Source organism: Streptomyces sp. NPDC055400 (assembly GCF_053644375.1).
This window is the reverse complement of record NZ_JBSHLM010000016.1, coordinates 71,800-98,065: the sequence shown is the minus strand read 5'-3', so window position 1 is coordinate 98,065 and position 26,266 is coordinate 71,800. Positions and strand designations below refer to the sequence as shown.

At 71.2% G+C, this 26,266-nt stretch carries 24 protein-coding genes; 15 read left to right on the top strand and 9 right to left on the bottom strand.

Features of this window, described 5'->3' with window-relative positions:
• Positions 1-5 precede the first annotated feature (5 nt).
• Positions 6-1,265, top strand: coding sequence for a type ISP restriction/modification enzyme (locus ACWIGU_RS34530; RefSeq protein ID WP_454405616.1), 1,260 nt, complete (start codon positions 6-8; stop codon positions 1,263-1,265).
• A 21-nt stretch (positions 1,266-1,286) separates the two neighbouring features.
• Here ACWIGU_RS34530 and ACWIGU_RS34525 read toward each other — a convergent pair whose 3' ends face one another.
• Positions 1,287-1,997: a TetR/AcrR family transcriptional regulator gene (locus ACWIGU_RS34525; protein WP_454405615.1), complete on the bottom strand. Its 711-nt coding sequence runs from the start codon at positions 1,995-1,997 to the stop codon at positions 1,287-1,289.
• Between the two features lie 63 nt (positions 1,998-2,060).
• On the opposite strand from ACWIGU_RS34525, the gene ACWIGU_RS34520 reads away from it, so the two are divergent.
• A complete protein-coding gene (locus tag ACWIGU_RS34520) occupies positions 2,061-3,011 on the top strand; it encodes an ATP-binding cassette domain-containing protein (protein WP_454405614.1) in 951 nt (316 codons plus the stop codon).
• Positions 3,012-3,054: 43 nt separating this feature from the next.
• The gene (locus ACWIGU_RS34515) at positions 3,055-3,840 is read left to right on the top strand and encodes an ABC transporter permease (protein ID WP_454405613.1); all 786 of its coding nucleotides are present in this window, start codon (positions 3,055-3,057) and stop codon (positions 3,838-3,840) included.
• A gap of 17 nt (positions 3,841-3,857) precedes the next feature.
• Here the strand turns inward: ACWIGU_RS34515 and ACWIGU_RS34510 are convergent, their stop codons facing one another.
• Complete coding sequence (locus ACWIGU_RS34510) at positions 3,858-5,606, bottom strand: amidohydrolase (RefSeq protein WP_454405612.1); 1,749 nt, start codon at positions 5,604-5,606, stop codon at positions 3,858-3,860.
• 510 nt (positions 5,607-6,116) lie between these two features.
• Positions 6,117-6,389 carry a hypothetical protein gene (locus tag ACWIGU_RS34505; protein WP_356280207.1) on the bottom strand — a complete coding sequence of 91 codons (273 nt, stop codon included), beginning with the start codon at positions 6,387-6,389 and terminating at the stop codon, positions 6,117-6,119.
• A 341-nt stretch (positions 6,390-6,730) separates the two neighbouring features.
• Between ACWIGU_RS34505 and ACWIGU_RS34500 the strand changes: the two genes are divergently transcribed.
• Positions 6,731-8,278, top strand: a complete 1,548-nt coding sequence (locus ACWIGU_RS34500) for a protein kinase domain-containing protein (RefSeq protein WP_454405750.1) — start codon at positions 6,731-6,733, stop codon at positions 8,276-8,278.
• Positions 8,279-8,310: 32 nt separating this feature from the next.
• Here the strand turns inward: ACWIGU_RS34500 and ACWIGU_RS34495 are convergent, their stop codons facing one another.
• Positions 8,311-9,108, bottom strand: coding sequence for an SGNH/GDSL hydrolase family protein (locus tag ACWIGU_RS34495; protein ID WP_454405611.1), 798 nt, complete (start codon positions 9,106-9,108; stop codon positions 8,311-8,313).
• Between the two features lie 345 nt (positions 9,109-9,453).
• On the opposite strand from ACWIGU_RS34495, the gene ACWIGU_RS34490 reads away from it, so the two are divergent.
• The 6 genes from ACWIGU_RS34490 to ACWIGU_RS34465 all read left to right on the top strand — a co-directional run bounded on the left by ACWIGU_RS34490 (position 9,454) and on the right by ACWIGU_RS34465 (position 17,850).
• Entirely contained in the window at positions 9,454-9,888 is a 435-nt protein-coding gene (locus ACWIGU_RS34490; RefSeq protein ID WP_454405610.1) for a hypothetical protein, read from the top strand.
• 1 nt (position 9,889) lies between these two features.
• A complete protein-coding gene (locus ACWIGU_RS34485; RefSeq protein ID WP_454405609.1) occupies positions 9,890-10,984 on the top strand; it encodes a GNAT family N-acetyltransferase in 1,095 nt (364 codons plus the stop codon).
• A gap of 375 nt (positions 10,985-11,359) precedes the next feature.
• The gene (locus ACWIGU_RS34480; protein ID WP_454405608.1) at positions 11,360-12,157 is read left to right on the top strand and encodes a glycosyltransferase family 2 protein; all 798 of its coding nucleotides are present in this window, start codon (positions 11,360-11,362) and stop codon (positions 12,155-12,157) included.
• Positions 12,154-13,182: a glycosyltransferase gene (locus ACWIGU_RS34475; RefSeq protein ID WP_454405607.1), complete on the top strand. Its 1,029-nt coding sequence runs from the start codon at positions 12,154-12,156 to the stop codon at positions 13,180-13,182. Before ACWIGU_RS34480 ends, ACWIGU_RS34475 begins: the two co-directional genes overlap by 4 nt.
• A gap of 20 nt (positions 13,183-13,202) precedes the next feature.
• A complete protein-coding gene (locus tag ACWIGU_RS34470) occupies positions 13,203-13,979 on the top strand; it encodes a polysaccharide deacetylase family protein (RefSeq protein ID WP_454405749.1) in 777 nt (258 codons plus the stop codon).
• Positions 13,972-17,850, top strand: a complete 3,879-nt coding sequence (locus ACWIGU_RS34465) for a lipopolysaccharide biosynthesis protein (protein WP_454405606.1) — start codon at positions 13,972-13,974, stop codon at positions 17,848-17,850. Before ACWIGU_RS34470 ends, ACWIGU_RS34465 begins: the two co-directional genes overlap by 8 nt.
• 33 nt (positions 17,851-17,883) lie before the next feature.
• Here the strand turns inward: ACWIGU_RS34465 and ACWIGU_RS34460 are convergent, their stop codons facing one another.
• Entirely contained in the window at positions 17,884-19,308 is a 1,425-nt protein-coding gene (locus ACWIGU_RS34460) for a GH39 family glycosyl hydrolase (protein WP_454405604.1), read from the bottom strand.
• 154 nt (positions 19,309-19,462) lie between these two features.
• On the opposite strand from ACWIGU_RS34460, the gene ACWIGU_RS34455 reads away from it, so the two are divergent.
• Positions 19,463-20,557 (top strand): DUF5925 domain-containing protein, encoded by a 1,095-nt coding sequence (locus tag ACWIGU_RS34455; RefSeq protein ID WP_454405603.1) that lies wholly within the window; start codon positions 19,463-19,465, stop codon positions 20,555-20,557.
• Between the two features lie 77 nt (positions 20,558-20,634).
• Here ACWIGU_RS34455 and ACWIGU_RS34450 read toward each other — a convergent pair whose 3' ends face one another.
• Positions 20,635-21,015, bottom strand: coding sequence for a GntR family transcriptional regulator (locus tag ACWIGU_RS34450; protein WP_453774256.1), 381 nt, complete (start codon positions 21,013-21,015; stop codon positions 20,635-20,637).
• A 70-nt stretch (positions 21,016-21,085) separates the two neighbouring features.
• On the opposite strand from ACWIGU_RS34450, the gene ACWIGU_RS34445 reads away from it, so the two are divergent.
• Both ACWIGU_RS34445 and ACWIGU_RS34440 read left to right on the top strand, forming a co-directional pair.
• Positions 21,086-22,006, top strand: a complete 921-nt coding sequence (locus ACWIGU_RS34445; protein WP_454405601.1) for a GNAT family N-acetyltransferase — start codon at positions 21,086-21,088, stop codon at positions 22,004-22,006.
• Positions 21,987-22,487, top strand: coding sequence for a DUF402 domain-containing protein (locus ACWIGU_RS34440; RefSeq protein WP_454405599.1), 501 nt, complete (start codon positions 21,987-21,989; stop codon positions 22,485-22,487). The genes ACWIGU_RS34445 and ACWIGU_RS34440 overlap by 20 nt, the downstream gene beginning before the upstream one ends.
• Positions 22,488-22,518: 31 nt before the next feature.
• Here the strand turns inward: ACWIGU_RS34440 and ACWIGU_RS34435 are convergent, their stop codons facing one another.
• On the bottom strand, positions 22,519-23,154 hold the full coding sequence (locus tag ACWIGU_RS34435; RefSeq protein WP_454405598.1) for a class I SAM-dependent methyltransferase: 636 nt from the start codon (positions 23,152-23,154) through the stop codon (positions 22,519-22,521).
• Positions 23,155-23,264: 110 nt separating this feature from the next.
• On the opposite strand from ACWIGU_RS34435, the gene ACWIGU_RS34430 reads away from it, so the two are divergent.
• Entirely contained in the window at positions 23,265-23,408 is a 144-nt protein-coding gene (locus ACWIGU_RS34430; protein ID WP_199842054.1) for a hypothetical protein, read from the top strand.
• 19 nt (positions 23,409-23,427) lie between these two features.
• Here the strand turns inward: ACWIGU_RS34430 and ACWIGU_RS34425 are convergent, their stop codons facing one another.
• Positions 23,428-23,907: a GNAT family N-acetyltransferase gene (locus ACWIGU_RS34425; protein WP_454405597.1), complete on the bottom strand. Its 480-nt coding sequence runs from the start codon at positions 23,905-23,907 to the stop codon at positions 23,428-23,430.
• A gap of 190 nt (positions 23,908-24,097) precedes the next feature.
• On the opposite strand from ACWIGU_RS34425, the gene ACWIGU_RS34420 reads away from it, so the two are divergent.
• Positions 24,098-25,096 carry a lytic polysaccharide monooxygenase gene (locus ACWIGU_RS34420; RefSeq protein WP_454405596.1) on the top strand — a complete coding sequence of 333 codons (999 nt, stop codon included), beginning with the start codon at positions 24,098-24,100 and terminating at the stop codon, positions 25,094-25,096.
• Between the two features lie 77 nt (positions 25,097-25,173).
• Here ACWIGU_RS34420 and ACWIGU_RS34415 read toward each other — a convergent pair whose 3' ends face one another.
• Complete coding sequence (locus ACWIGU_RS34415) at positions 25,174-26,040, bottom strand: esterase/lipase family protein (RefSeq protein WP_454405595.1); 867 nt, start codon at positions 26,038-26,040, stop codon at positions 25,174-25,176.
• Positions 26,041-26,266 lie beyond the last annotated feature (226 nt).

Sequence of the window (26,266 nt, the reverse complement as noted above, 5' to 3'; positions counted from 1 at the left end):
GTACGATGCCGAACGTGACGCCCGACAGCCCCGAAAGCCTTGTTGACGCGCCGCTGCTCGCGGACCTGATGCCGTGGTCCGTCGCGCCCCTGCGCCTCGGCCGCGCCTGGCCGCTGGCCCCGGACCCCGCTTCCCTGAAGGCCCGTTGGTCCGCGTTCGTGAAGGCCGGGGAGGCGGAGCGCGAGAGACTGCTCGAACCGAGCCGGGCGCGCACCCTGCGCACGGCCCTCGCCCAGCTCCCCGGCCGGCGCACCGCGACGGACGACCTGACCCACGCCGACGGCCCCTGCCCCGAACCCGTCCGGGTGCTGCACGCCCCCTTCGACGAGCAGTGGCTGATACCGGACCACCGGCTGATCGACGCGGCCCGCCCGGAGCTGTGGCGGGTGGCCGACGAGAGCCAGCTGTTCGTCGTCGAGCAGGGGTTCGTGCCCGGGGCGGGCGGACCGGCGGTGCTCGCCTGCGCGATCCTGCCCGAGGGCCGCTCCCCCGCAGGACGCCCCGGCCGTATCCGCCCGCTGTACCGGCGCCCTGGGGGCCTCGAACCGAATGTCACGCCCGGTCTGCTCACGGAGCTGTCCGGCCGCTTCGGGCACGAGGTCGGGGCGCGTGACCTGCTCGCCTGGACCCTCGCCGCGGCGCGGCCCTCCCCGCAGGGGCCGCGGGTCCCGCTCCCGGACGACGCCGGACTCTGGGCCTTCGGCACGGCCCTCGGCGAGCGGATCCTGTGGCTGCTGCGCCGCGGCGCCGACGGCGACCGGCCCAGACTTCCCGGCGGCCGCCGCCCGTACGTGCGCGCCCGGCTCCCCGACCATCCCCAAGCTCTCAACTCCGTTCGAGCAGGGGAGACCCCATTCGCCGAGCTGCTCTACGACCGCGAGGAGCAGGCCCTGCTCATCGGCGACGGCCGCATCTCCCCGGTGCCCGCCGAGGCCTGGGACTTCGAGGTGAGCGGGGTACGGGTGATCGAGCAGTGGTTCGCCCGCAGGACCACGGCCCCCGAGCCGGGGACGCTGGCCGGGATCCGCCCCGGCGCCTGGCCGCAGCCGTGGACGTCGGAGCTCCTGGAGATCGTCACGGTCCTGGCGCTGCTCACCGAACTGCGCGCGCAGCAAGAGGAGTTGACGGCGGACTCCACCGCGTTCATCACCGCGGCGGATCTGCACAAGGCTCGCGTCCTGCCCCCGGCGCCGGCCACGCGCAGGCCGGCCTCGGTCCTCGACCATCACGAGGAGGGCCCGGGCGGCCAGTTCGCGCTCCTCTGAGACTCGGCGCTTCCCTCGCGTTCAGGAGGAAACGAACCCGTCGAGCGTGCGCCCGAGGGCCCGCTCGAAGGCCTCCTCCATGTCGACGGGCCCGGCGCTCTGGGCGAACGCGGCGGCCAGGTGCGGATACTCGCCGGTCGAGATCCGGCTCACCAGGTAGGCGGTCCGCGCGGCGTACTCCTGCTCCTCGGACCAGGGCAGCGAACGGGTCCGCTCGGCGGAGGCGATCTCGTTGGCGACGTAGAAGGTCACGACGCCGGTGAGGGACGCGACGAGTTCCATCTTCGTCCCGGCCGGCAGGTCGACCGGTTCGAGACAGGCCATGCAGTACTCCAGGTACCGCAGCGCGTTCGGGCTGAAGCCGTACACGGGTGACATGAGCCGGGGCATCCACGGGTGCCGGATCATCAGGGCGCGGGCCTGCCGGGCGAGGGCGAGCAGGTCGGCGCGCCAGTCGCCGGTCGGCTCGGTCAGGTCGTACTCGGCGCTCACCGCGTCGACCATCAGCTCGTACAGGTCGTCCTTCCTCGGCACGTAGTTGTAGAGCGACATCGTCCCGAGGCCCAGCTCGCCCGCGACCCGCCGCATCGACACGGCGTCGATCCCGTCCGCGTCCGCGACGCGCACGGCGGCGGCCGCGATGTCACCCCTTCCGTAGGCGGGTTTCGGGCCACGTCCCGCGCGCTCGGGGCGCGCCCAGATCACCTCGGGTTCGGCCGCTCGGCCCGTCATCGGTCATCACCTCGTCCACCATCGTAGTTACGTACACCGTACGTAGTGCGCTACGGTGGCTCCATGACTTCTACGTACGCTGTACTTAGTGAAGGTCTGGAGAAGCGTTACGGCTCAGGGGACCAGGTGGTCCACGCCCTGCGGGGCCTCGATCTCGCCGTCGAGGAGGGCACGGTCTGCGGGCTGCTCGGGCCCAACGGCGCGGGCAAGACGACGGCCGTACGGGTGCTCACCACCCTGCTGCGGCCCGACGCGGGGTCCGCGCGGGTCGCGGGCCACGACGTCCTGACCGAGTCCGCGGCCGTACGCCGCCGGATCGGCGTCACCGGGCAGTACGCGTCGGTCGACGGCGACCTCACCGGGCGCGAGAACCTGCGCCTGTTCGCCCGTCTCCTGCGGCTGCCGCACACCCGCGCCGACGAACTGCTCGACCGCTTCGGCCTCACCGCGGCGGCCGGCCGCACGGCCCGTACGTACTCCGGCGGCATGCGGCGCCGCCTCGACCTCGCGGCGAGCCTGCTCACCCGGCCCGCCGTGCTCTTCCTCGACGAGCCGACGACCGGCCTCGACCCGCACAGCCGGAACGGCATCTGGGAAGCGGTCCGCGAGCTGACCGGCCAGGGCACGACCGTCCTGCTCACCACGCAGTACCTGGAGGAGGCCGACCAGCTCGCCGACTCCGTGGTCCTGATCGACGGGGGCCGCGCCGCCCACCGGGGCACCCCCGCCGAACTCAAGGCGCAGACCGGCCGTTACGCGGAAGTGGTGGTCGCCGAGGACGCGGCCCTGCACGCCGCGGCCGTCGTCCTCGACCAGCTCACCGGCGCCGAGCCGACCCTCGACCCGGACCGCAGAGCGGTCGGCGTCGTCACCCTCGACCGGACCCTCACCCTCCCCCGCATCGTCCGCGAACTGGACGCGTCCGGCGTCCCGGTCGTGGATGCGACCCTGCGCCCGCCGACCCTGGACGAGGCGTTCCTGCGCCTCACCGGCGGCCGGGAACTCGTCGCATGACCGCACCGCTCACCGGCCCCGACTCCCTCCCGGAGGAGACCTGATGACCACCGCGCTCCTGTACGACGGCACGGCGATGCTCGGCCGGCACCTCCAGCGGATCCGGCACGCGCCGGCGATCCTCGTGATGACGCAGACGATGCCGATCGTCTTCCTGCTCTTCTTCGGATACGTCTTCGGCAGCGCCCTGGCGATGCCCGGCGCGGACTACCGCGCCTTCCTGGTGCCGGGCATGCTCGTCGCGACCGCGGCGAACGGGATCATGACGGGGATGTTCACGGCGGCCCAGGACTCGCACCGGGGCGTCATGGACCGCTTCCGCACACTGCCGATGACCCGCGCGGCCGTCCCCCTCGGGCAGGCGGCGGCCGATGTCGTGACGACGGCGGCCGGTCTCGTGCCCCTGCTCCTCGTGGGCCTCGCGATGGGCTGGCGGATCGAGGGCGGCACACTCGAAGCGGCGGGCGCCTTCGGCCTGTTGCTGCTGTTCCGCTTCGCCACGACGTGGGCCGGCATCCTGCTCGGGCTCCTGTCGCGCAGCGAGGAGGCGGCGGGCCAGCTCGGCGGCGCGACGTTCATGCTTCCGCTGCTGTCGAACGCGTACATCCCGACGGCGGGCTTCCCCGGCTGGGTGCGGATGCTCGCCGAGTGGAACCCGATCAGCGCGGTCGCCACGGCCGTACGCGACCTGTTCGGCAACGCCCCCGTGCCCGGCGGCTCCTCGTGGCCGGTGGCGCACCCGGTGGCCGGCTCACTCGCCTGGTGCGCGGTGCTGCTCGCGGTGTGCGTGCCGCTCGCCGTCCGCCGGTACACCACCGGCGGACGCTGAGCGAACTGCGGGCAGGTCTACTTCTGCGGGGCCAGCTCGGGTCCGAGCGAGGAGAACTTCTCGCTCGAGACGACCCGCTGGGGCGGCCAGGTGATGTTGTTCGGCGGCCACTTCTGCCCGGTCTTCTTCAGGAACCAGGCCGGCGGCTCGTACATCGGCGGCTCATAGCCGTCCGGCAGGGCCGTCTTCCACTCGACGCCCTTGGTGCGCTCCTTGAACTCGTCCTTGAGGGCCTTGAGCCGCTCGGGCTGCGTGATCAGGTCGACCGCCGTCGCCGCCAGGTACTTCGCGGCGGCGATCACCGCGGCCTGACCGGGCGCCGCGGCGGCGCACGCCGCGGTGGACCAGGTGTGGAACTTGCCGCCGATCGGGGCGAGCGCGGCGCCCATCGACACGGTCGGCACGTTCCAGCTGATGTCGGCGACGTCCGTCGAACCGCCGCCCAGGAAGACGGGGTTGGGCGGGGTCAGTTCGGCGACCTTGTCGTGCATGCCGACCTCCGCGAGCCCCAGGGACTTCTGCAGGTCCTTCGCCAGCTGGTGCGCCTCGGCGGTGAACGCGGGCGGGCCGATCTGCCGCATGTTGTCGTACAGCAGTTCCGCGGCCGCCTTGTTGGGCAGCTGGTTCCAGCAGGCGGAGGTGATGCGGTGCTGCACCTTCGTCTGCGAGGCCTTGGCCGCGGCCTCGGAGATCGCGATCACCTTGTCCAGCAGCACCTGGACACGGGCCGTGCTGCCCTCGCGCACGTAGTAGGAGATCTCGGCGATCTCCGGGGTCACGTTCGGGATGTCGCCGCCGTTGTTGATGACCCAGTGCAGGCGCGCGGCCGGAGCCATGTTCTCCTCGCGCAGGAACTCCGACATCGTCGCCATCATCACGGCGGCGTCCAGCGCCGACTTGTTGCCGAGCGGGGTGCCGCCGTGGCCCGCGACGCCGAGGAACGTGAAGGTGACCGCGGTCATGGCGTTGCTGGTGCCCCAGCCGGTGGCGTTGGCGGTGGAGGGGTGCCAGTCGAGGAACGCGTCGAGCCCGTCGTACACACCCCTGCTGACCGCGTACGTCTTGCCGATCAGCGCCTCCTCGGCCGTCGAGCCGAAGAACTTCACCGTGACCGGCAGCTTGTGCTTCGTCGCGGCCTGCGCGACCGCGGCCGCGGCTGCCGCCGCCGCGGTACCGAGCGCACTGTGCCCACAGCCGTGGCCGGGCCCGTAGCTCGGGGAGAAGGGGTCGTGGATGTACTCGCGCGGATCGTGATGGCCGACGCCCTTGTTCTGGGAGAGCCCGGGCAGCGCGTCGTACTCGCCGCTGAAGCCGAGGACCGGGCCGCCGCTGCCGTACGAGAACGTCGCCGTGAACGCCGTCGGGAAGCCGGCCGTGCCGAACTTGACGTCGAATCCCGCCTTTTCGAGGAATCCGGCCTCGGCGACCGAGGAGTTCCACTCGCGCAGCGAAAGCTCCGCGTGCTCCCAGATCTCCTCGTTCAGGCCCGTGATGCGGGAGGAGTTGGAGGTGATCCAGCCGAGGGCGGAGGACTTGGCGGGGCTGTCCTCGGCGAGGCCCTCGGGCGCCTTGTACGCACCGGCCTCCTCGACGATGGAGTCGGCCGCCGCGGCCATCGCCGGGTCGGCCTCGGCGGTCATGGCGGCGGTCACTCCGGCCGCGCCGAGCAGTTGCATGATGCGGCGCCTGCTGAGCTGCGGGCCGGCGGCGGTCTGGGCCGTCCCGTGCTCATGCTCGTGCTCATGCTGGTCGTGCAGGTCACACACGCGCGTACCTCCGGGGGTGAGGTTTCCGTGTACAGGCCAAACGATCAGGATCAGGCGCAACATTGGCCCCGGAACATTGCCCCGTCAACATCCGTGCATGACAAACCTGTTACGCACCGGACATGGGCAACTGCGTGCGGCGACGTCCGCGGGGGCCGTCAACAGGCCCCGGAACGGCGGGAAACCGACCGCGCGGAGGGCACGCGTGAGAGGAAGGAGAGGCACGGCGGCCCAAGGCCGACGGAGAGGCATGGCGCACCGGGAGGGGGAGGGTGCGGCTCACATGCCGTGTCGACGCGCGTCGGCGCCGTTTCAGCGCCGTTTCAGTGCCGGGCGGCCCGATGGGGCGAGCGGTGCTGGGGTGACAGGAGATATCTGTCCCGCGCCAGGCGAGCAGGCCTGGGCGACGCCGCATGCCGTGGGGATGACGGTCGCGGAGATCGCGGCGCCGTGCCGGTACGGCATGGTCGCCTGAGCGCGGGACCGGGCTGTGCCGGTGATGACCGCCTGTCAGCGGCGGCCGCCGAACAGCGAGCGGCGCAGTCGCCGCAGTGGTGCGAAGAGCGAGACCCGGCTCACTCGCGCGCCCCTGCTGCTGCGCTCGTGCGCGACGTCACGCGAGGTGAGCTCACGCATCAGCGACGTCGCCTCGGCCGCTTCGCGCTGCGGGACGGCGGGACCGCCCAGCACCGAGAGATGGCGGTCGAGACGCGTGCTGGTCGCGCTGCTCCCGCAGGTGATCGCAGGCACACGTGGCCTGCTGCGCACTGTTATCTGTTCCATGTCACTCCCCACCCGTACGAGGGCACCCGGCCCGGGCAGGTTAACCCTATCGCCCCGCGGTGACACTCGTGTATCCCGGTCGCAGGATTCACCTCCCCTATAAGGAGGTTGACGATTACTCACCGAATCCAACTGATTCCAGGGCGAGTTGGACATGGCGGGCATGAAGGGGCGCGTCCGGAACGTGGGCGATCTCACGGACACTGGGCTAGCTTTGTGGAGAATCGCACCGCTACGGATGGGGGTCGCCCGTGAGCGAGAATCCGGGCAGTCGAGGGGCCGGAGAAGCGCGTGTGATCGCGGGGCGGTACCGGCTGCTGAGCCCCCTGGGCGAGGGCGGCATGGGCACCGTCTGGCGCGCCCGCGACGAGGTCCTCGGCCGCGAGGTCGCCGTCAAGGAGGTACGCGCCCCGGCCGGGCTCCCGGTGGGCGAGGTCGACCGGATGTACGCGCGCCTGGAGCGGGAGGCCTGGGCCGCGGCCCGCATCTCGCACCGGAACGTGGTCACCGTCTACGACGTGGCGACGGAGGACGGCCGCCCCTGGATCGTGATGGAACTGGTGCGCGGGCTCTCCCTCTTCGACCTCCTGGACGCCGAGGGCCCGCTGCCCCCGCGGCGCGCCGCGCACATCGGGGCCGAGGTGGTCGCCGCGCTGCGTGCCGCGCACGAGGCGGGCGTTCTGCACCGGGACGTGAAGCCGGGCAACGTACTGATCGCGAACGACGGGCGCATCGTCCTGACGGACTTCGGCATCGCCATGGTCGAGGGCACGTCGGCGATCACGATGACGGGCGAGGTGATCGGCTCTCCCGAATTCCTCTCCCCGGAACGGGCGTTGGGGCGCACGCCGGGACCCGAGTCCGATCTGTGGTCGCTCGGGGTCCTGCTGTACGCGGCCGTCGAGGGACAGTCGCCGTTCCGGCAGGAGACGCCGCTGAGCACGCTGCGGGCGGTCGTGGACGAGGAACTGCCGCCCGCCCACCGCGCGGGCCCGCTGGCCCCCGTCATCGAGGGGCTGCTGCGCAAGGATCCGGCCGAGCGGACGTCGGCGGCCGACGCCGAGCGCGATCTGCGGCAGGTGGGCGCGGGCGGCACGCCCCGCGCGGGCACGGCCGCGGCGTCCCCGGAGTCGGCGCCGACGCAGACGTCATGGCAGGGGACGCCGCCGGCACCGGTTCCGGCCGGATTCGGCTCGGGGCACGGCACGACGGTCTCCCCGGATCCGGCCACGACGCATCCGGAGCGCCCTCGTCGCTCCGTCGCCGTCCTGCTGGCCGGTGTCGTGGCGCTGCTTCTGGCGCTCGGTGGGCTCACCTACGCGCTGATGAACCAGGGTGAAGGGAGCGACAACTCCGGCGGGGGCGGCGGGAGTTCCAGCGGGAGTACCTCCGGCGCGTCGCGCAGCCCCTCGGACGATGATTCGAAGGGTGGCGGTGGCGGCTCGCCGAGCGGGGACGACGGCAGCGGCAAGGGGGGCGGAGGAGAGCACTCGACGCCGCCGCAGCAATCCGTGCGGGTCAGCGTCTCGGCGGTGCGCGGGAGTTACAGCGGCAGCTGTCCGCCGCCGGGAGGCGAGGCTCCGGCCTTCAGGGCGACGTTCACGGTGGGCCGCGTGCCCGTCGAAGTCCAGTACCGCTGGGTGACGGAGAGCGGCGAGTCGAGCGACCCGGGGTGGAAGACGCTCAGCTTCGCGTCCGGCGGCCCGAAGACCAGGTCGGTCGACCATGTCGAGACGGGCTACACGGACGGGGCCACGCTCCACAACCAAATCAGCGTGGAGGTGCGCGACCCCGTCCGTGCCACGTCGAACTCGGTGGCGTACGCGGTGACGTGCAAGACGGAGTCCCCTACGGGCGGGACCTCCCCCTCGCCTTCACCGTCGTACTAGGTACGCGGACGTACGCAGAAGTACAGGTGGTACTAGGCGGCCGCGCTGAACACGGGGAGGTAGCCGCCGGACTGGCCGGCCGCGGTGGGGTGGTAGGACACGCTGGGGTCGAGCCAGTTGACGCTGTGCAGCCAGGCGCTGCCGGAGCAGATCTCGTGACCGGTGAAGGTCGAGGTCACGTCGCCGAACGTGAAGCCGTGGTCGGCGGCCCGCTTGGCGGTGGTGGAGTTGATCAGGTCGGCCGCGCCGTTGATCGCGGCGCGCTCGGTCTCGGTCAGGCCCGCGATGCAGGAGCCGTTGAGCTGGTAGAAGCGCGGGTATCCGAGGACGACGACATGGGCGGCCGGTGCCCTCGCGGTGATCGCGGAGTACACCGAGTCGAGCTGGCCGGGCAGCGTGTTCTGGACGTACGCCTTGGCCTCGTTGACGCGGGCGACACAGGTCGACTCGGACTGCAGGACGCAGGTGGTCATGACGTCCGCGAAGCCCGCGTCGTTGCCGCCGATCGACAGCGAGACGAGGCCGGTGCCGGAGTTGAGCGGGCCCATCTGTCCGGAGAGAACATCACCGGTACGGGCGCCGGAGCAGGCGGTGAAGCTGAAGCTCGAGGGTGAGTGGGAGGCCGCCCAGAGTGCGGGATAGGCCTTCGTGCTGCGCTTGCAGGAGCCGCTGGAGCTGTCGTAGCTGCCGGCACCCACGCCGGACGAATACGAGTCGCCGAGGGCCACATAGCCCGTGGCCGCTGCCTGGGCCGCGCTCGCCCCGGTGAGGGCGACGCCGGCCGCGAAGAGGATTGAGGTCACGTACGCCGTAATTCGGAAACGTCTCATGAAAACCTCCGTAAGCAGGATCTCTGCCACAACTGTGGTAGCACGCCCCACAGTTCACGGGAAGTGTCCATGTCAACCTTTTCTCGTACGCCACACGAGAGTTCGTCCGTTGTTCGATTGCAGGTACATGTCAGGCTTATGACATACCCTCAACTCCCTTGAGCTACGCCCGTAGACCAACCGGTCCCAACTACCCCCGTGTGAACGTGGGTTCCCCCGTGGCACACCAGGTCTCCGGGGAACGTGCGTATGACATCTGCACACTCCCTCCGCATCTTGACTGGGGCCCCGGGACTGCGCGACATTGAAGCCCGGCATCCGGCGCTTCGGGGGGCAAAGTCGCCAATGCAGACCATCGGCATCAAGCCACCGTCATCAGACAGAGCACCGTCACCTGCGCAGTGGGGACGCAGCAGGGACGTATCGCCCCTGGCAGCAGGGGTCGCCGCCGCCGTCGGAGGGGTCGGCGCGGTACTGGCGCTCGCGGACATCTCGTCGCCGTTGCGCGGCCCGTTGACGCTCTTCTTCCTGGTCGCGGCGCCGGGCGCCGCGATCGGTTCGGCGCTGCGCGGACTCGATCCGTGGGGCCGCTGGATCTGCGCCGCCGCGGGAGCGGTCGCGCTCGACCTGCTCGTGGCCGAGGCGATGCTCGCCACGCACCGCTGGTCGGTGACCGGCGGGGTCGTCACGATCGCGGTGATCAGCGTCGTCGGCCTCCTCGCACCCATGGTCCCCGCGCGGCGGCTCCTCGGCCGCGCACCGGGAAGGCGGGACTCCTGACGTGGACATCACCCTGCACCGGCCCGGCGAGCTGACCGCCGCCGACCGGGCCGCCTGGACCGCCATGCAGTCGAAGGCGCATCTGCACGGCTCGCCCGAGCTGGCGAACCCTTTCCTCTCGCCCGAGTTCACCCTCGCGATGGGCCGCTGCCGGCGCGGCGTGCGGATAGCCGTCGTGCGCGAGGACGGCGAACCCGCGGCGTTCTTCCCGTTCCAGAGATCCGTCACCGGCGTCGGCAGAGCCGTCGGCCTCGGCGTCTCCGACAGCCAGGGCCTCGTGCACAGACCCGGCTTCGAGTGGGACGCCCACGACCTGCTGCGGGCCTGCGGGCTCTCGGTATGGGAGTTCGACCACCTGGCGGGAGGCCAGGAGCCGTTCGAGGCGGAGGCCTCCGGCAGCTTCCCTTCCCCGGTCATGGACGTGGACCAGGGGTACGAGACGTATCTGCGCCTGCTGCGCGAGAGGTCGCCGAAGTTCACCAGGACGACGCTGGCCAAGGACCGCAAGCTGGGCCGGGACGCCGGCGAGGTGCGCTACGTGCACGACGAGCGCGACCCGGAGGTCCTGGCGACGCTGATGGAGTGGAAGTCGGCCCAGTACCGCAGGACCGGCCGCAGCGACCGCTTCGCGCACGCCTGGATCAACCGCCTCGCGCAGCAGCTCTTCCACACCTCTTCGGAGCCGTTCGCCGGGATCCTGTCGGTCCTGTACGCGGGCGGGAAGCCGGTCGCCGCGCACTTCGGGCTCCGCTCCGAGCGCGTGCTCGCCTGCTGGTTCCCGGCCTACGACCCGGCGTTCGCGAAGTTCTCGCCCGGGCTGATCCTGCATCTGCGCATGGCCGAGGCGGCCGCCGCCGACGGTATCGCCTATCTGGATCTCGGCCGCGGCCAGAAGGAATACAAGGACTCCCTCAAGACACGGGAACTGACCGTGCACGAGGGTTGGGTGACGCGCCGTCATCCGGTCGCTCTCGGACACCGGGCGCGCCGCGCTCCGGTCCGGGCGCTGCGTAACACCGTGCTGTCCCGGCCCGAGTTCTTCGAGCCGGCCGACAAACTCCTGAAACGGATGGGGAAAATCCGTTCGGGGAGTTAAGGGCGAGAGTCAGGTAAAGGTCAAAACAATAGAAAGGTGAGGCCTGGATACAGGTCTTGCCATACAGTCTCAATCATCAATACCGTCATACAACCACCCGCATCGGACCATCAACGCAATAGCGATCTAGGGGAGGGCTCAAGATCGCGATGGTCGGGCGCGGGGCGCGGTAGGGGGGTGCCGTGCTCGGTGACCGAGTTTCCGCCGAGTCGCGTGCCGCGTGGCCGATTTAGTCGATCGGTCTATTTTGCCAGCTCAACCGGCCTGTACAGAGCTGTATTTGTCATGGCCGTAGTGAGCACCCCCCTTTCGAACCGGATAAACAATCGGACCGCCCGGGGGCGGGCGGTCCACCGGACGAGAGGGACCAGACTCATGAGTTCTTTTGTGCGCCCTGCCATAGCCGGCCAGTACAGGGCGATCTCGACCCATCTCGCGATTGCGCCGCCGGTGAGCGTCGTGATCCCCGCCATGAATGAGGCGGAAAATCTTCCGTATGTGTTCAAGACACTTCCCGACTGGATCCACGAAGTGGTTCTCGTCGACGGGAATTCCACCGACAACACGGTGGAAGTCGCCCGCGAACTGTGGCCCGACGTGGTCGTCGTCCCACAGCGCGGCAAGGGCAAGGGCGACGCGCTGATCACCGGCTTCGCGGCGTGCACGGGGGACATCATCGTGATGGTCGACGCGGACGGTTCCGCGGACGGCCAGGAGATCGTCTCCTACGTCTCCGCCTTAGTCTCGGGCGCCGACTTCGCCAAGGGCTCCCGCTTCGCCAACGGCGGCGGCACCGACGACATGACGCCGATCCGCAAGCTCGGCAACTGGGCGCTGTGCACGGTCGTCAACAAGAAGTTCGGCGCCCGCTACACCGACCTCTGCTACGGCTACAACGCGTTCTGGCGGCACTGCCTGGACCAGATCGACCTCGACTGCACCGGCTTCGAGGTCGAGACCCTGATGAACATCCGGGTCGTCAAGGCCGGCCTCAAGGTCCAGGAGATCCCGAGCCACGAGTACCTGCGGATCCACGGTGCGAGCAATCTGCGCGCGGTGCGGGACGGGCTGCGGGTCCTCAAGGTGATCCTCAAGGAGCGCTCTACCCGGCGCGCGCAGCGCCGCCGGACGCAGGCGGGCCTGCTCAACACGGGGCGGGGAGAGGTGTCTTGAGCGCTCACGCCCCGCACGGCGGCGTGTCCGTCGTGATCTGCGTCTACACCGAGGACCGCTGGGAGGACATCCTCGCGGCGGTGTCCTCGGTGCGGGCGCAGTCGCTGCCGGCTCTCGAGACGCTGCTGGTGGTCGACCACAATCCGGCTCTCCTGGAGCGTCTCGGCAAGGAGTTCAAGGACGACAAGAAGTCAGCCGACGTGCGCGTGCTCGCCAACGCGGGCCCGCGCGGCCTGTCGGCCGGACGCAACACGGGCATCGCCGTCTCGCGCGGCGGGATCATCGCGTTCCTCGACGACGACGCGGTCGCGGAGCGGGACTGGCTGCGTCACTTCGCCGCCGGGTACGAGGATCCCCAGGTCATGGCGGTGGGCGGGCGTACGGAGCCCGTCTGGGCCTCGGGCCGCCGCCCCGCGTGGTTCCCCGAGGAGTTCGACTGGGTCGTCGGCTGTACGTACAAGGGGCTGCCGCGCGGAAAGGTGCGGGTGCGCAACGTGCTCGGGGGAAACGCCTCGTTCCGGCGGTCCGCGTTCGACGCGGCGGGCGGCTTCGCGACGGGCATCGGCCGCGACGGCGACAAGCGGCCGCTCGGCTGCGAGGAGACGGAGCTGTGCATCCGGCTCACCCGCGCCAGGCCGGACGCGGTGCTCCTGATCGACGACCGCGCGGTGATCCACCACCGGGTCCCCGCGGGCCGCGAGCGCTTCGCCTACTTCCGGACCCGGGCGTACGCCGAAGGGCTCTCCAAGGCGCTGGTCGCGCAGAGCGTGGGCGCGGACAAGGGCCTGGAGTCCGAGCGGCGCTACGCCACGCGGGTCCTGCCGGCCGGAGTGGCGCGCGGGGTACGGGACTTCGTCCTGGCGCGGCCGGGGGGCGCGGCGCGGGCCGGGGCGATCGTGGCCGGAGTCCTCACGACCGCCGGCGGATACGCGCTCGGCAGTTTCCGGGCGCGCAGGACGGGCGCGACGTTCTCGGTCGTGGAGATCGGGGACGCCCCGGCCGACGAGGGGGGCGGGCCGTCGTGAGCACGCCCGTGCCCATCCTCATGTACCACTCGGTGGCGCGTGAGCCGAACGACGCGACGCGCGAGCTGTCGGTGACACCCGAGGCGTTCGCCGAACAGCTCGCGGCGGTCGCCGACCTCGGCCTCACTCCCCTGACGACCGCCGAACTCGCCGCGGTCTGGCGCTCCCCGGGGCGCGCGCTGCCCGAGCGGCCCGTCCTCATCACCTTCGACGACGGCTACGAGGGCGTGCACCGCCACGCGCTCCCCGTCCTCGCCAAGCACGGCTTCCCGTCGACGCTGTTCGTGTCGACGGGCTGGCTGCGCGGGGCGTACGACACCGGGGGCGGGCTCGACACGATGCTCGGCTGGGACGAGGTGCGCGCACTGGCCGGCGCCGGGACGGAGATCGGCGGGCACAGCCACACACATCCGCAGCTCGACCAGCTCGACGACGACGCGCTCGGCTTCGAGCTGCTGCGCTGCAGGGAGATCGTCGCCGATGAACTCGGGGCGGTGCCCGTGTCGTTCGCGTACCCGTACGGCTACTCCAGCCGGCGGGTGCGCGCCGCCGTGCGCGGGGCCGGGTTCACCCAGTCCCTGGCCGTCGGCAACGGGCTGGCCAGGCGGCGGCAGGGCCCGTACGCACTCCAGCGCGTCACCGTGCGCCGCGCCACCGGTATCGAGGAGTTCGCGCGGCTCGTGGAGGGCCGCGCGATCGCCCGTAATTTTGCCAGGGACCGTGCCCTCACCAAGGGGTACGCCCTGGTCCGCAGAGCCCGACAGGTCCGCCGGAAGGCAAACCGAACCCGTGTCTGACACGACCACCGCCCAGGCCGCCACGACCACACCGACGACCGAGCCCCAGCCACCGGCCGGCCGCAGACTGCGGCTGCCCGGCAGGGGCAAGGGCGGCAAGGGCAACAAGGACGGCATGGGGTCGGGGGGCGGGAACCAGCTGTTCCGCAACGCCTATGCCCTGATGCTCAACACCGGCATCTCCGGGGTGCTCGGCGTCGGCTTCTGGCTCGCCGCGGCCCGCTACTACTCGGCGGACTCGGTGGGCCAGGGCTCGGCGGCCATCGCGGCGATGAAGTTCCTCGCGGGGCTGACCGCGGTGACCCTGACGGGCGCGCTGGCCCGCTTCATCCCGATCGCGGGGCGGCGCACCGGCAGCTTCATCTTCCGTACGTACGCGGGGAGTTCGCTCGCCGTCGCGTGCGCGGCGCTGGTCTTCCTGCTGACGCTGGATGTCTGGGGGCCGTCGTACCGGTTCCTGCACGGCCCGGTCAACGGGCTCGGGTTCATCGCCGCCGTGGTCGCCTGGTCGCTGCTCACGCTTCAGGACGGCGTGCTGACCGGGCTGCGCAGCGCGCTGTGGGTGCCGGTCGGCAACACCGTCTTCTCGACGGTGAAGCTGGGGCTGCTGATCGCGTTCGCCGTGGCGATCCCCACGACCGGGGTCTTCGTCTCGTGGGTCGTGGCCATCGCGACGTCGGTGATCCCGCTGGGCTGGCTGGTGTTCCGGCGCCTGGTGCCGCGGCACGTCGAGCTCACGGCGCACCGGACGAACCCGCCGACCCTGCGCGAGGTGGGCCGCTTCCTGGCGGGCGACTACACGGGCTCCCTGTTCTCGCTCGCCGTCGTCTATCTCGTCCCGGTCCTGATCGCCTCCCAGGTCAGCTCCGCCGACAACGCGTACTTCTACATCACCACCACCATCGGCGGCACCGTCAACCTGCTCGCCATCAACATGGGCGCCTCGCTCACGGTGGAGGGCTCGCACGACCCCGCGCAGCTCGCGGCGAACACCCGGGCGGCGCTGCGCCGGATGGCGCGGATCATGCTCCCGATCTGCGGGCTGCTGTTCCTCGCGGCGCCGCTGGTCCTGCACGTCTTCGGCGACGACTACGCGCACGCGGCGACGCCGCTGCTGCGCTGGTTCGCCGTCGGCGCGGCGCTGCGGGTGGTCATGGAGACGTACTTCGCGGTACTGCGCGCGCAGAGCCGGACGGCTGGACTCGCCTGGCTGCAGGGCCTGCTGTGCGTCCTGGTCCTCGGTCTGACGCTGCTGCTCCTGCCCAGGATGGGCCTGACGGGCGCGGGCGTCGCGGAGATCTCCAGCCTGGCCGTGATCGTCGCGCTCGCCGCGCCGAAGCTGTACCGCATCGTGCGGACCGCTCCCCCGGCACCGGCCGTCGTGGCGGCCCCGGACGGCGATCTGGCCGACCTCGGCACTGCGGACGTGACCACGGGGGCCAAGCGGCAGGGCCCCGGGCAGGCGTTGCGCGGCACGCTCGACTCGGACACCCTGCACCTCGCGGTGCAGCTCAATCTGGACCATCAGGAGCGGCGCCCCGACGTGCGGCCGGGGCCCGCGGCACCCGCGCACGGGACGCCGGCGGCGCGAGGCGGGGAGGACGACATGGGGCACCGGCCGACGTGGGCGCTGAAGTCCCCGCCGCCACCGGCACCGAGACCGCCCGCGGAGCCGGAACCGGAGCCGGCCACCGCCTCTGCCACAACCGAAACCTCTGCCACGTCGGAGGCTTCTGCCACCTCAGGCATCGCCGGCACGTCCAGCACCTCAGACACTGACGGCACCTCTGACACCGCAGTTCTCGCCCCGCCTGCCACGGACGCGCCCGCCGCCCGGACCCTGCGGGACCGGCTCACGCTGCTCAGCCCCCGCGTCGTCGTCCTGGCGCTGCTGCTCGTCGCCGCGCTCGGGCTGTACTGGGGACCCGTACTGGGCCTGGGCGACGGCGATCTCGACGCGATGGGCGGGCTCGGGCTCATCTCGGTGCTGCCGCCCGCGACGCTGCTGGGCGCGGCGCTCCTGATCGGCGTGTTCGCGTCCCTTCTGTGGCTCGAACGCCCGCACAAATGGCTGCTGTTGCTGACACTGCTCGCCACGGTCGTCTCGCTGCACGCGCTGCCCGCCGTGATCGAGGCGGAGCCGCGGTTCGCGACGGCGTGGCAGCACCTCGGCTTCATGGAGTACATCGACAGGACCGGCTCGGCGGTGCCCGATCTGGACGCGCGCTGGAGCTGGCCGGGGTTCTTCGCCGTCGCGACGTTCTTCGCCAAGGCGTGCGGCGTCACCGACATGACCGAGGTCATCCGCTGGTGGCCGCTCGCCATGCAACTGCTCTACCTGGCGCCGATGTTCCTGCTCACGCGCTCGATGCGGGCGAGCTGGCGCGCCCGGTGGACCGGGCTGTGGATCTTCGTGCTGAGCGGCTGGGTCGGCCAGGACTACTTCTCCCCGCAGGGCTTCACGTACCTCCTCTACCTGGCCTTCGTCGCCATCCTGCTGGTGTGGTTCCGGGCGCCTCGGGTGCTGTGGACCAAGCGGCGGCCCGGCGAGCTGGAGGTCGAGCCCACCGACCGGAGCCAGCGGGCGGTGCTGCTGCTCGTCCTGATCGGCCTCTTCGCGGCGACGGTCCCGGCCCACCAGCTCACCCCGTTCGTGATGCTCGGGGTCCTCGCGGTCCTGGTGCTCGTGGGCCGCTCCGAGCTGCGCGGCCTGCCGATCCTGTTCGCGGTCCTGGTCGCCGTGTGGGTCTCGTTCCTCGCGGAGCCGTACTGGTCGGGCCACTTCGACGAGCTGTTCGGCGGGCTCGGCGGCGTCGGCGGCAATGTGTCGTCGTCGGTCTCCGGGCGTATCCAGGGCGGCAGTTCGGCCCACAAACTCGTCCTCTACGCGCGCGTGCTGCTCGCCGGCGGTGTGATGGCGTTCGCGTGCTGGGGCTGGTGGCGGCGGCGCGACGCCAAGTACCGGGAGCGCTCCCTCCTCGTCCTCACGTTCGTCCCGTTCCTGGGCTTCGGCATGCAGTCGTACGGCGGTGAGATGGCGCTGCGCGTCTTCATGTTCGCGCTGCCGGGCGCCGCGCTGCTCGCCGGGCTCGCGCTGTTCCCGCGCGCCGGGATCACCGCGAAGGAACGCGACCGCGACCGGGTGAGCCTCGCGCCGCTCGCCGCGCTGCTGGCCGGCCTGATCCTCATGGGCGGCTTCCTCGTGGCGCGCTGGGGCAACGAGCCGTTCGAGCGGATCAGGCCGGGCGAGGTCGCGGCGATGGACTACGTCTACGCGCACGACGACCCGACGGTCCGCCTGTTGTGGATGAGCAACGACACCGTCGACAACGTCACGCCCGCGATGCCGTGGGGCACGCGAGACATGGAGAAGGTCCAGTACGTTCCCACGCTGGCGCCCGTCGACCCTGTCCTCGTCTCCAGCCTGGTGAAGGCGCTCAAGGACGCGGGCCCGAACTCGTACCTCATGATCAACAAGAGTCAGGTCGTCTATCTGCAGATGGACGTCGGCTACTCGAAGACCTGGGAGACGCGGCTCATCCGCAATCTCGACGACCGCCAGGAGCTGACGAAGGTCCTCGTCAACGACGACGTCACGATGTACACGCTGCGCCAGCAGCCGAGCGGTGAGGTCCCGAAGGCCGAGCCGGGGCCGATCGGCCCGCAGATCACCTGGACCCCGTGGTCCGTGGTGGGCGGCCTCGCGGCCGTCACCCTGGTCCTGCTGCTCGGGGCGCGCGAGATCGTACGGGTGGCGGTCCGGCCGGGCGTGCGGCAACTGCGCTGGCTGCAGAGCAGCTTCTGGTTCTCGCTGCCGCTGCTCGCGGTGCTGCTCGCGTCCATCCTCCAGAGGTTCCTGACGATGGCGTAGGCCCGTTTCACGGTGAGACGCGGCTCGGGCGGACTACTTCCGCTCGAGCCACTTCAGTTCGTACGCACCCATCTCGAAGCGCTTCCCGTCGACCAGCGCGCTGATCTTCCGGTTCAGGGTGTTCACCACGAGGACGGTCTTGTCGTCGGCGAGCACCCGCACGTTCGGTACGTCGTCCGCGGCGACCGGCACCGTCTCGTACACGGTGCCCGGGGGGAACGCCTCGTGGAAGCGGGAGATCAGGTCGTACATGGGCAGCTTCGCGCCGCCGTCGCCCGACTGCGTGGGCGTCCACAGACAGCCGGCGCACGTCGCACCCGTCTTCTCCTCCGGGTTCCAGTAGAAGCCCGAGGACGCGCCGCCCTTGGCCATCGCGACGAGGCCGGACGCCTGGACGGCGACGCGGTGCGGCTCGCTCCAGCCCTTGCGGTCGTCGTTCCGGTCGCCGGGCTCCACGTAGTACTCGGCCCACCACAGGGGCAGGTCGCCGGTCTGTCGCTCCACCCACTTGCCGACGGCGGTGAGCTTGTCCGTGGCCTTGAACTCGTCGGGCAGCAGCTCGTCGTCGACGGTGTAGCTGGAGCCGTCGACGACGACGAAGTCCGCGCCCGCCTTGTTCTTGTTCCAGTAGTCGAAGGCGTCGAGGACGCGCTGGTCCATGCTGCCCCAGGGCCCCTTCACGTCCGCCGACGCGTTCTCGCTCTGGCGCGGGTCGACGCTGTCCATCACCAGGTACGGCCCGCCGACCATGATGTCCTTGTCGACTTTCTTGAGGGCCTTGTAGACGAGGTTGTACAGCTCCGTGTAGCCCTCGTAGTCCCAGCGCTGCTTCCCGTTGTTCCAGAAGCCCTTGAACTCGTTCCACACGATGAAGTGCCGCACGTCCGGGTAGCGCTCGGCGACCGTCGCGGCGAGCGCGGCGAAGTCCTTGTAGTGCGCGCGGTCGGGCGCGGTCTCCAGGGACTGCCGGCTCCAGTCCGTGTTGTCGACCCCCGCCTTGCCGCCCTTCATCCAGTCCGGCGAACAGCACAGGGTGACGACTGGAGTGCCGCCCGACTTCCTGATGAAGTCGATCCGGCGGTCCATCTCGTCGAAGTCGTAGCGGCCCTTGACGGGCTCCGGGTTCCCCGCGCCCCAGCCCATGATGTGCTGGATCTGCGGAACCGACTGGCCGGAGAGCCTGTCCTCGACCCGCCGCGTCGCGCCGTCGTCGCCCTCGTCCGCGCTGTACTGGGTGTGCGTGAAGCCCCACCCGACCGCCGGCCCCAGCTGTGCGGGCGGATCGGAAGGGGAGCCGTGCACCTTGCCACCCGCGCTCGTGGTGCCCCGGTCATCGGCCCTGTCGTTCGGCAGTGTGCTGATCACTGTCAGCACCAGGGCCAGAGCGGCCACCCCCACGCCGAGCAGAGCGGTGAGCCGCCACCGCTGTGCCCCCGAATTCCACCCATGACGTCCCATCAAGGACAAGAGTAACTACGGTCGTTCGCGGAGGGGCAGACTCCGCTGCGACAGCGTTGTAACGGCGCGCGGGACCGGTCCACCGTGCGGGCAAGCGTGTGACGCGCTGCGGAAATCCCGTGCGGGAGCGCCGTGCGTGGCGGATCATGGCGGCATGTCTGCGAACCCACACGACGCGCTGCCGATCCGGCTCAACGTCGACGACAGCGACTCTCCTGCCGACGTCGTCGACGCGCTGTTCCTCGGCCGTTTCGCGACGGGCGAGCAGCCGCACTCGCACGCGGCGAACATCGACCGCGTGCGGTCGGGGGCCACCCTCCTGCCGCCCGAGGCGGTGGTCCTGCGCTCCGCGCGTGACGACGACCGCAGCGCGACGCTCGCCGAGGGCGACGGCTGGACCGTCCTCGTCTCCCGCTGGAACAGGGGCGCCGACGTCACGGTGACGGCGACCACCGCGGAGCTCGCCGAGAAGGTGCTCGGGCAGGCCACGGACGGCGCCGCCGACGAGCCCGAACCCCAGCCGGAGAACGTGACGATGGGGTTCTGGTACGTCTCGCCCCGGCGCGGGCCGCACCGCACCACGCGGCAGATCTCGGCCGGTACGTGGGACGAGGTGCGGGAGAACTACACGGCGCCGGTCGCCGGCGCCATGGAGCAGCTGATGAAGACGACCCCGCAGGACATCGCGGGCCGGCTGCTCCTGCTGCACGGTCCTCCCGGCACGGGCAAGACGTCCGCGCTGCGCACCCTGGCCCGGTCCTGGCGGGACTGGTGCCAGGTGGACTGCGTACTCGACCCGGAGCGGCTGTTCTCCGACGTCGGCTATCTCATGGACATCGCGATCGGCGAGGACGACGGCACGGCGAAGGGCCGCTGGCGCCTCCTCCTCCTGGAGGACTGCGACGAGCTCATCCGGGGCGAGGCCAAGCACACGGCGGGCCAGGCGCTCTCACGCCTGCTCAACCTGACGGACGGCCTGCTCGGGCAGGGGCGGAACGTCCTGGTCGGCGTCACGACGAACGAGGACCTTGAGCGCCTCCACCCGGCGGTCGTGCGCCCCGGCCGCTGCCTGGCCCGTATCGAGGTGGGCCCCCTGACCCACCGCGAGTCGGTGAACTGGCTCGGCAGCGAGAAGGGCGTGGGCCGCGACGGCGCGACACTCGCCGAGCTGTACGCGCTGCGCCGCGGCACCAGCCCGGCATCGGTCCCGGACCCGCGCGAGTCGGCGGACGCCGGGCTGTACTTGTAGGGGCGGGGCGGTACTTGTCGGGGGGCTGTACTTGTAGAGGCGGGGCTGTACTTGTAGAGGCGGGGCTGTACGTCCCGTTACCCCTTGTCCCCGTACGACGCCCGCAGCGCGTCCCGTACCGCGGCGAGTGCCTGCGACTCGGTGAGGCCGAGGCGGTGGGCCCGTTCCGCGAAAGCGGCGGCCGCCGCCGAGGCCTCCCGGGCCGAGGCGTCACCGGCGGCGGCGACGAACGTGCCGTTGCGGCCGCGCGTCTCGATCACCCCGTCCGACTCGAGCGCCCGATACGCCTTGGCCACCGTGTTCGCGGCCAGGCCGAGCGTCTCGGCGAGCCCGCGCACCGTCGGCAGTTTGTAGCCGACGGGCAAGGTCCCGGAAAGGGCCTGCCCGGCGATCTGGGCCCGTACCTGTTCGTAGGGCGCCGTCGCCGCGCCCGCATCGATATCGATCTTCAAGGTCACGCGCCGATTGTCCCGCACCGCGGAAAAATGGGAGGCACCCCGGCGCGCCCCGCGCGTAGCGTGCGGCCGTATGACTGTGATCGTCCGGGCCCTGCGGCCCGAGGACGCCGCGGCGTTCGCCCGGGTGCGGCGCGCCGCGCTGCCCGCCATGCTCGCGACCGCCGAGTCCGTCGCCTTCGATCTGGCGCACGCCCATCCGGACGCCCGGTACCGGCCGCTGGTCGCCGAGGCCGACGGCGAGGTCGTCGGCACCGCGCAGGTCGGGATCGCGTACGACAGCCCGGACCCGGGGCAGGGCTATGTGAACGTCTATGTGCACCCGGAACGCCGCGGGCTCGGGGCCGGGTCCCTGATCGTGCGGGCGGCGGAGGAGTATCTCGCCGGTGAGGGCGCCGTCGCCCTCTACTCGTGGGTGCTCGACACCCCGGACGACCGGGCGTTCGCCGCGCGCCGCGGCTACCACGCCAGCCGCCCCGCCCACTTCCTGAGACTCGACCTGGCGCACGGCACGCTGCCCCCGCTCACCGCGCCGCCGGCCGGAGTGACGCTGCGGACCGGCACGGACTTCGCGGACGACCCGCGTCCCCTGTTCGACCTGGACGCCGAGACGGTGAGCGACGAACCGAGCGACGTGGCCACGGAGTTCACGGACTACGAGCACTGGCTCGACGAGACCTGGCACCATCCGCTGACCGACCAACGGCTGACCTCGGTGGCCGTGGCCGGCGGCCGGCCCGTGGCGTTCAGCCTGGCCCGCACCGACGACGAGACCCGCTACACGTCCGGGATGACCGGCACCGCGCGGGAGTTCCGCGGCCGCGGCCTGGCCAAGCTCGCCAAGAACGACTCCCTGCACCGCGCCCGCGAGGCCGGGCTCACCGAGGCGTTCACGGGCAACGACGCGGAGAACGGTCCGATGCTCGCGATCAACAAATGGTTCGGCTACGAGATCTGCGCCACGGAGGTACGCCATGTCCGCACCCTCACCTGATCCCGCCGAGGCCCTCGACGTGGTCCTCGTCAAGGCGGGCCGGCTCAAGATCCGTTACCCCGCGGACGTCGTCCGTGACGACGGCACGCGCGTGACCGTCACCGCCGCCTGGGCCTCCCCCGGGGTCAGGGACTTCGGGTTCGTGCAGTTCGAGCCGGGCGACGTCTTCACCGAGCACTACTGGCGGGACCGGTGGTACGCGGTCAAGGAGGTGCGCACCGGCGGCGGCACCCTCAAGGGCTGGTACTGCGATGTGACGCGGCCTGCGGTCCGCGAGGGCGGCGAGCTCCGCGTGGAGGATCTCGACCTCGACCTGTGGGTCTCGGCGGACGGCAGCGACGTACTGCGCCTCGACGAGGACGAGTTCGCCCAGAGCGGGCTCGCGGAGCGCGACCCGCACGCGGCGGCGGCCGCGGTCCGCGCCCTCGACGGCCTCGAACTCCTCGCGCGCACCGAGGGGTTCGGCCGGCTGCTCGCCTAGGGGGTGTCCGGCGGATCAGGGTCGGACACCCCTAGAGCCGTACGGTCGCGACCACCGCGTACCGGTCGTCCTCGACCTGTCTCCCCCACAGCAGCGCGTCCCCGGAGAGCGGTTCGTGCCGGACGTGGGCGGCGAGCGGGGCGAGGGCGCCGGTGAGCCGGGCCGCCGGGACGCCGACGGGGCTGAGCGTTCCCCACACGCCCTCCACCAGGATCAGCCGCCCGCCGGGCCGCAGCAGCGAGAGCCAGTGCGCGAGGGCGCCGTCGAGGTCGGACAGTGTCCACGCGACGTGCCGCACGAGTATGACGTCGAAGGTCTCGCCCGCGACGGGCGGCGCCGCGGCGTCCCCGACGAGCACCCGCGCGGCCCGGCCGGCCAGCTTGGCCCGCGCGAGGTCCACCATGACGGGCGACAGGTCGACCGCGGTCACGCTGTGTCCCTGGTCGGTGGCGAGCAGCGACATGCTGCCCGTGCCGCAGCCCAGGTCGAGCAGGTCGCAGGGGTGGTCCGGCAGCCAGTCCCGCAGGCGCGCGGCCCAGGCCCCGCGCACGGCGGGATCACGCAGGCCGTGGTCGGGTTCGTCGTCGAATGCGGCGGCCTCGGCGTCCCAGTCGACCGGTTCGAGGGGCGCCATGTCCCGATTCGTGGTGTCCTCGCTCATCGTCATGCCCAGATCGTGACACCTGCCACTGACAATCACGCTTCGATGCGTCACCCTCCGGGGAACACGTCTACAGCGGTACCGCAGTGGAACCGGGGTAGGCACAGGAGGCAGTCATGCGCCGTGTGACCATCAACAAGCCCGTGGCGAAGACCAGCACCACCCGCCGGCAGCAGCAGGACGACGCCGCCGCGGAGCGCCGCCACGACCGTCCGGAAGTGCGCAAGGACATCCGGCGCACGTGGTGGCCCGACGAGTGAGCGGGCCGGGACACACGCGTCAGGCGGGCGGGGCCGCGGAGAGCCGCTTGCGGTAGTGGATGCGGTCGTAGAGGCCGTCGGTGCGGCGCTCCACGACCTCGTATCCATAGCGCGGATAGAGCTCCTGGTTCTCCCACATCTTTGCGTTCGTGTAGAGCCGCACCTCGGGAAGGCCGAGCACGCGCGCGTGCTCGTCGACGAACGCCAGCAGCCGCCGCCCCACGCCCTGTCCATGGGCATCGGGGTGGACGGCGATGCTGTCGAGGAACAGATGGTCCTCGCGGGTCTCGACGACGACGAGCCCGATGACTGCGGGCGCGCCGCCCCGCTCGCCGTCCACGACGTACACCTTGCCCGCGGCCACCTCGGCGCCGTGGTCGGCCTCCATGGGCGCGGGCACCACTCCGATCCGGTCGATGTAGTGGCGGTACGCGGCGTCGGTCACCGCTTTCACTGCGGGTACGTCGGCTGCTGCGGCGCGGCGAACTGTGTGAGTCATGGCCGCACAGTACGGGACGTGATCGCAGTCTGAGCCCCCGATTAGCCCTCCCTTAAACGCACCATAAAGATCGCCATCGCCTGCCCTCAGCAGGCGATTTCGCGGTTTTCAGGGGCTAGCTTTCTCACCGCCGGGGCCGTCGTCGCGGCCCTTCCCCCCACCCCTGAACCGCCGTTGAGGAGTTCCACTCATGACAGTTCGCCGCAAGGCCGCCGCGTTCGCCGTCGCAGGTGCCGTCCCGTTCGCCCTGACCGCGCTGGCCGCCGCGCCCGCGTCGGCGCACGGCTCGATGACGGATCCGGTCAGCCGCGTCTCCGCCTGCTACGCGGAGGGCCCGGAGAGCCCGCAGTCAGCGGCGTGCAAGGCCGCCGTCGCGGCCAGTGGCGCGCAGGCCTTCTACGACTGGAACGCGGTCAACATCGCGAACGCCGCGGGCAAGTCGAAGGAGATCATCCCCGACGGCAAGCTGTGCAGCGCGGGCAACGACAAGTACAAGGGGCTCGACCTTCCGCGCGCCGACTGGCCGTCGAGCCCGATGTCGGCGGGCAGCCACACCTTCCACTACAAGGGAACGGCGCCGCACAAGGGCTCGTTCGAGCTGTACATCACCAAGGACTCGTACGACCCGGCGAAGCCGCTGAAGTGGTCGGACCTGGAGGCTCAGCCCTTCGTGAAGGTCACCGACCCGAAGATGGAGAACGGCGACTACGTCTTCGACGGTGATGTCCCGGCGCGGTCGGGCCGTCACCTCATCTACTCGATCTGGCAGCGCTCCGACTCCCCCGAGGCCTTCTACACGTGCTCCGACGTGGTGTTCGGCAAGGACAGCGGGGCCGGTGCGGCCGCTCCCGCGGCGTCCGCGCCCTCCGACCAGGAGATCGCGGACGGTGCCGGCAAGTCGTCCGTGGAGCACCACCACGGTGACGCCGGGGGCAGTGCCGAACCGCAGGCCGAGGGGTCCGCGGCACCCGCTGCCGACGACGCCGACGACGCGACGGGCGGCAACGGGCCCGAGGCGAAGGGCGGTGCCGCGAAGCCCCTCGCCGACGAGAACCTCGCCGAGACGGGCGGCGACAGCGCCACCCCGTACATCGCGATGGGCGGCGCCGCGGTTCTGGCGATCGGTGCCGCGACGTTGTTCGCGTCGGTGCGGCGCCGCTCCGTGGCGGGCGGGCGTCACAGCCGCTGACGCCGCACAGCCGGGCCGCCGTCTCCCTGCCCACTCGTGGAGGCGGCGGCCCTTTCACGTTTCTGGCTGCGGTGCGCTCAACTCACCGCCGAGGCGCAGGTGGTGGGGGTGGCGTGGGCCGGGTCGAGGGCGTTCGCGACCTCGTGGAAGGCGACGCGGTCGATGGTGCCGATGGCGACGTGCTCGGACAGATCGACGGAGCACAGGTCCTGGAGCTTGACGTTGTGGACGTCGGAGCCGCTCAGGAACTGGGTGGCATACGGGGTGACGACCTCGTCGTACTTGGTCGCGATGACGGTGTAGTGGACGCCGGGGACGGTGTCCCCGCCCTGGTTGAGCTTGGTGATGAACGGGGAGCCCGCCATCTGGTCGGCGAGGCCGGGGGTGGCGAGGGTCAGCAGGTCGCCGGCCCCGGGGAAGTACGGCAGGAGGTTCGTGAGGCCGTTCAGGGTGGTGCCGTGGTTGTCGGGCGCGATGCCGACGAGGGAGTTCACCTTCGCGGCGCCGCCGAGGAACTTGAGGTAGTAGCGGGGCATCATGCCGCCCTGCGAGTGGCCGACGAGGTCGGCCTTGGGGGCGCCGGTGGCGGTGAGCACCTTGTCGACGAAGGTGTCGAGCTGGCCCGCCGACTTGTCGATGGGGCCGAGGCCGTTGAACAGCGGGACGCCGGGCAGTTGTCCGTAGTCGAGCGAGAAGACGCAGTAGCCGCGGTGCACCAGGTAGGGGGCGAGGACCAGCCAGTTGTCGACGGAGTTCCCGAAGGTGCCGTGGACGAGGACGACGGGGCGCGGGTGGGCGGCGGACGGCTTGCAGTCGTAGTTGTTCCAGCCGCTGTCGGGGGCGGTGTCGGCGTGGGCGGCGGCGGGGATCGCGCCGGCCGCGGCCGTGAGCAGCAGGGCGGCGGTCAGGGATCTGACCGCACGTTTCCAGTTCCGGGGCAGCATCGTGTGATCTCCTTGCGGCTCAAGGGAGTTGCGATGTGGGGTGCGTGCCCTGTGATCCGGATCACGAGGATGCTGTACTGCCAGCCAAATTACGCGCCAGTAGTAAAAGAGTGAAGTTACGCGTCAGTAAAAACTTGCAGTGGTAGCTGGACGCTGCCGGTGCTGACGCGGTGTCACCGGGCGGGCCTGACGGGTCCCCCGGGTGCGACAGCGGTCAACTGGTCGA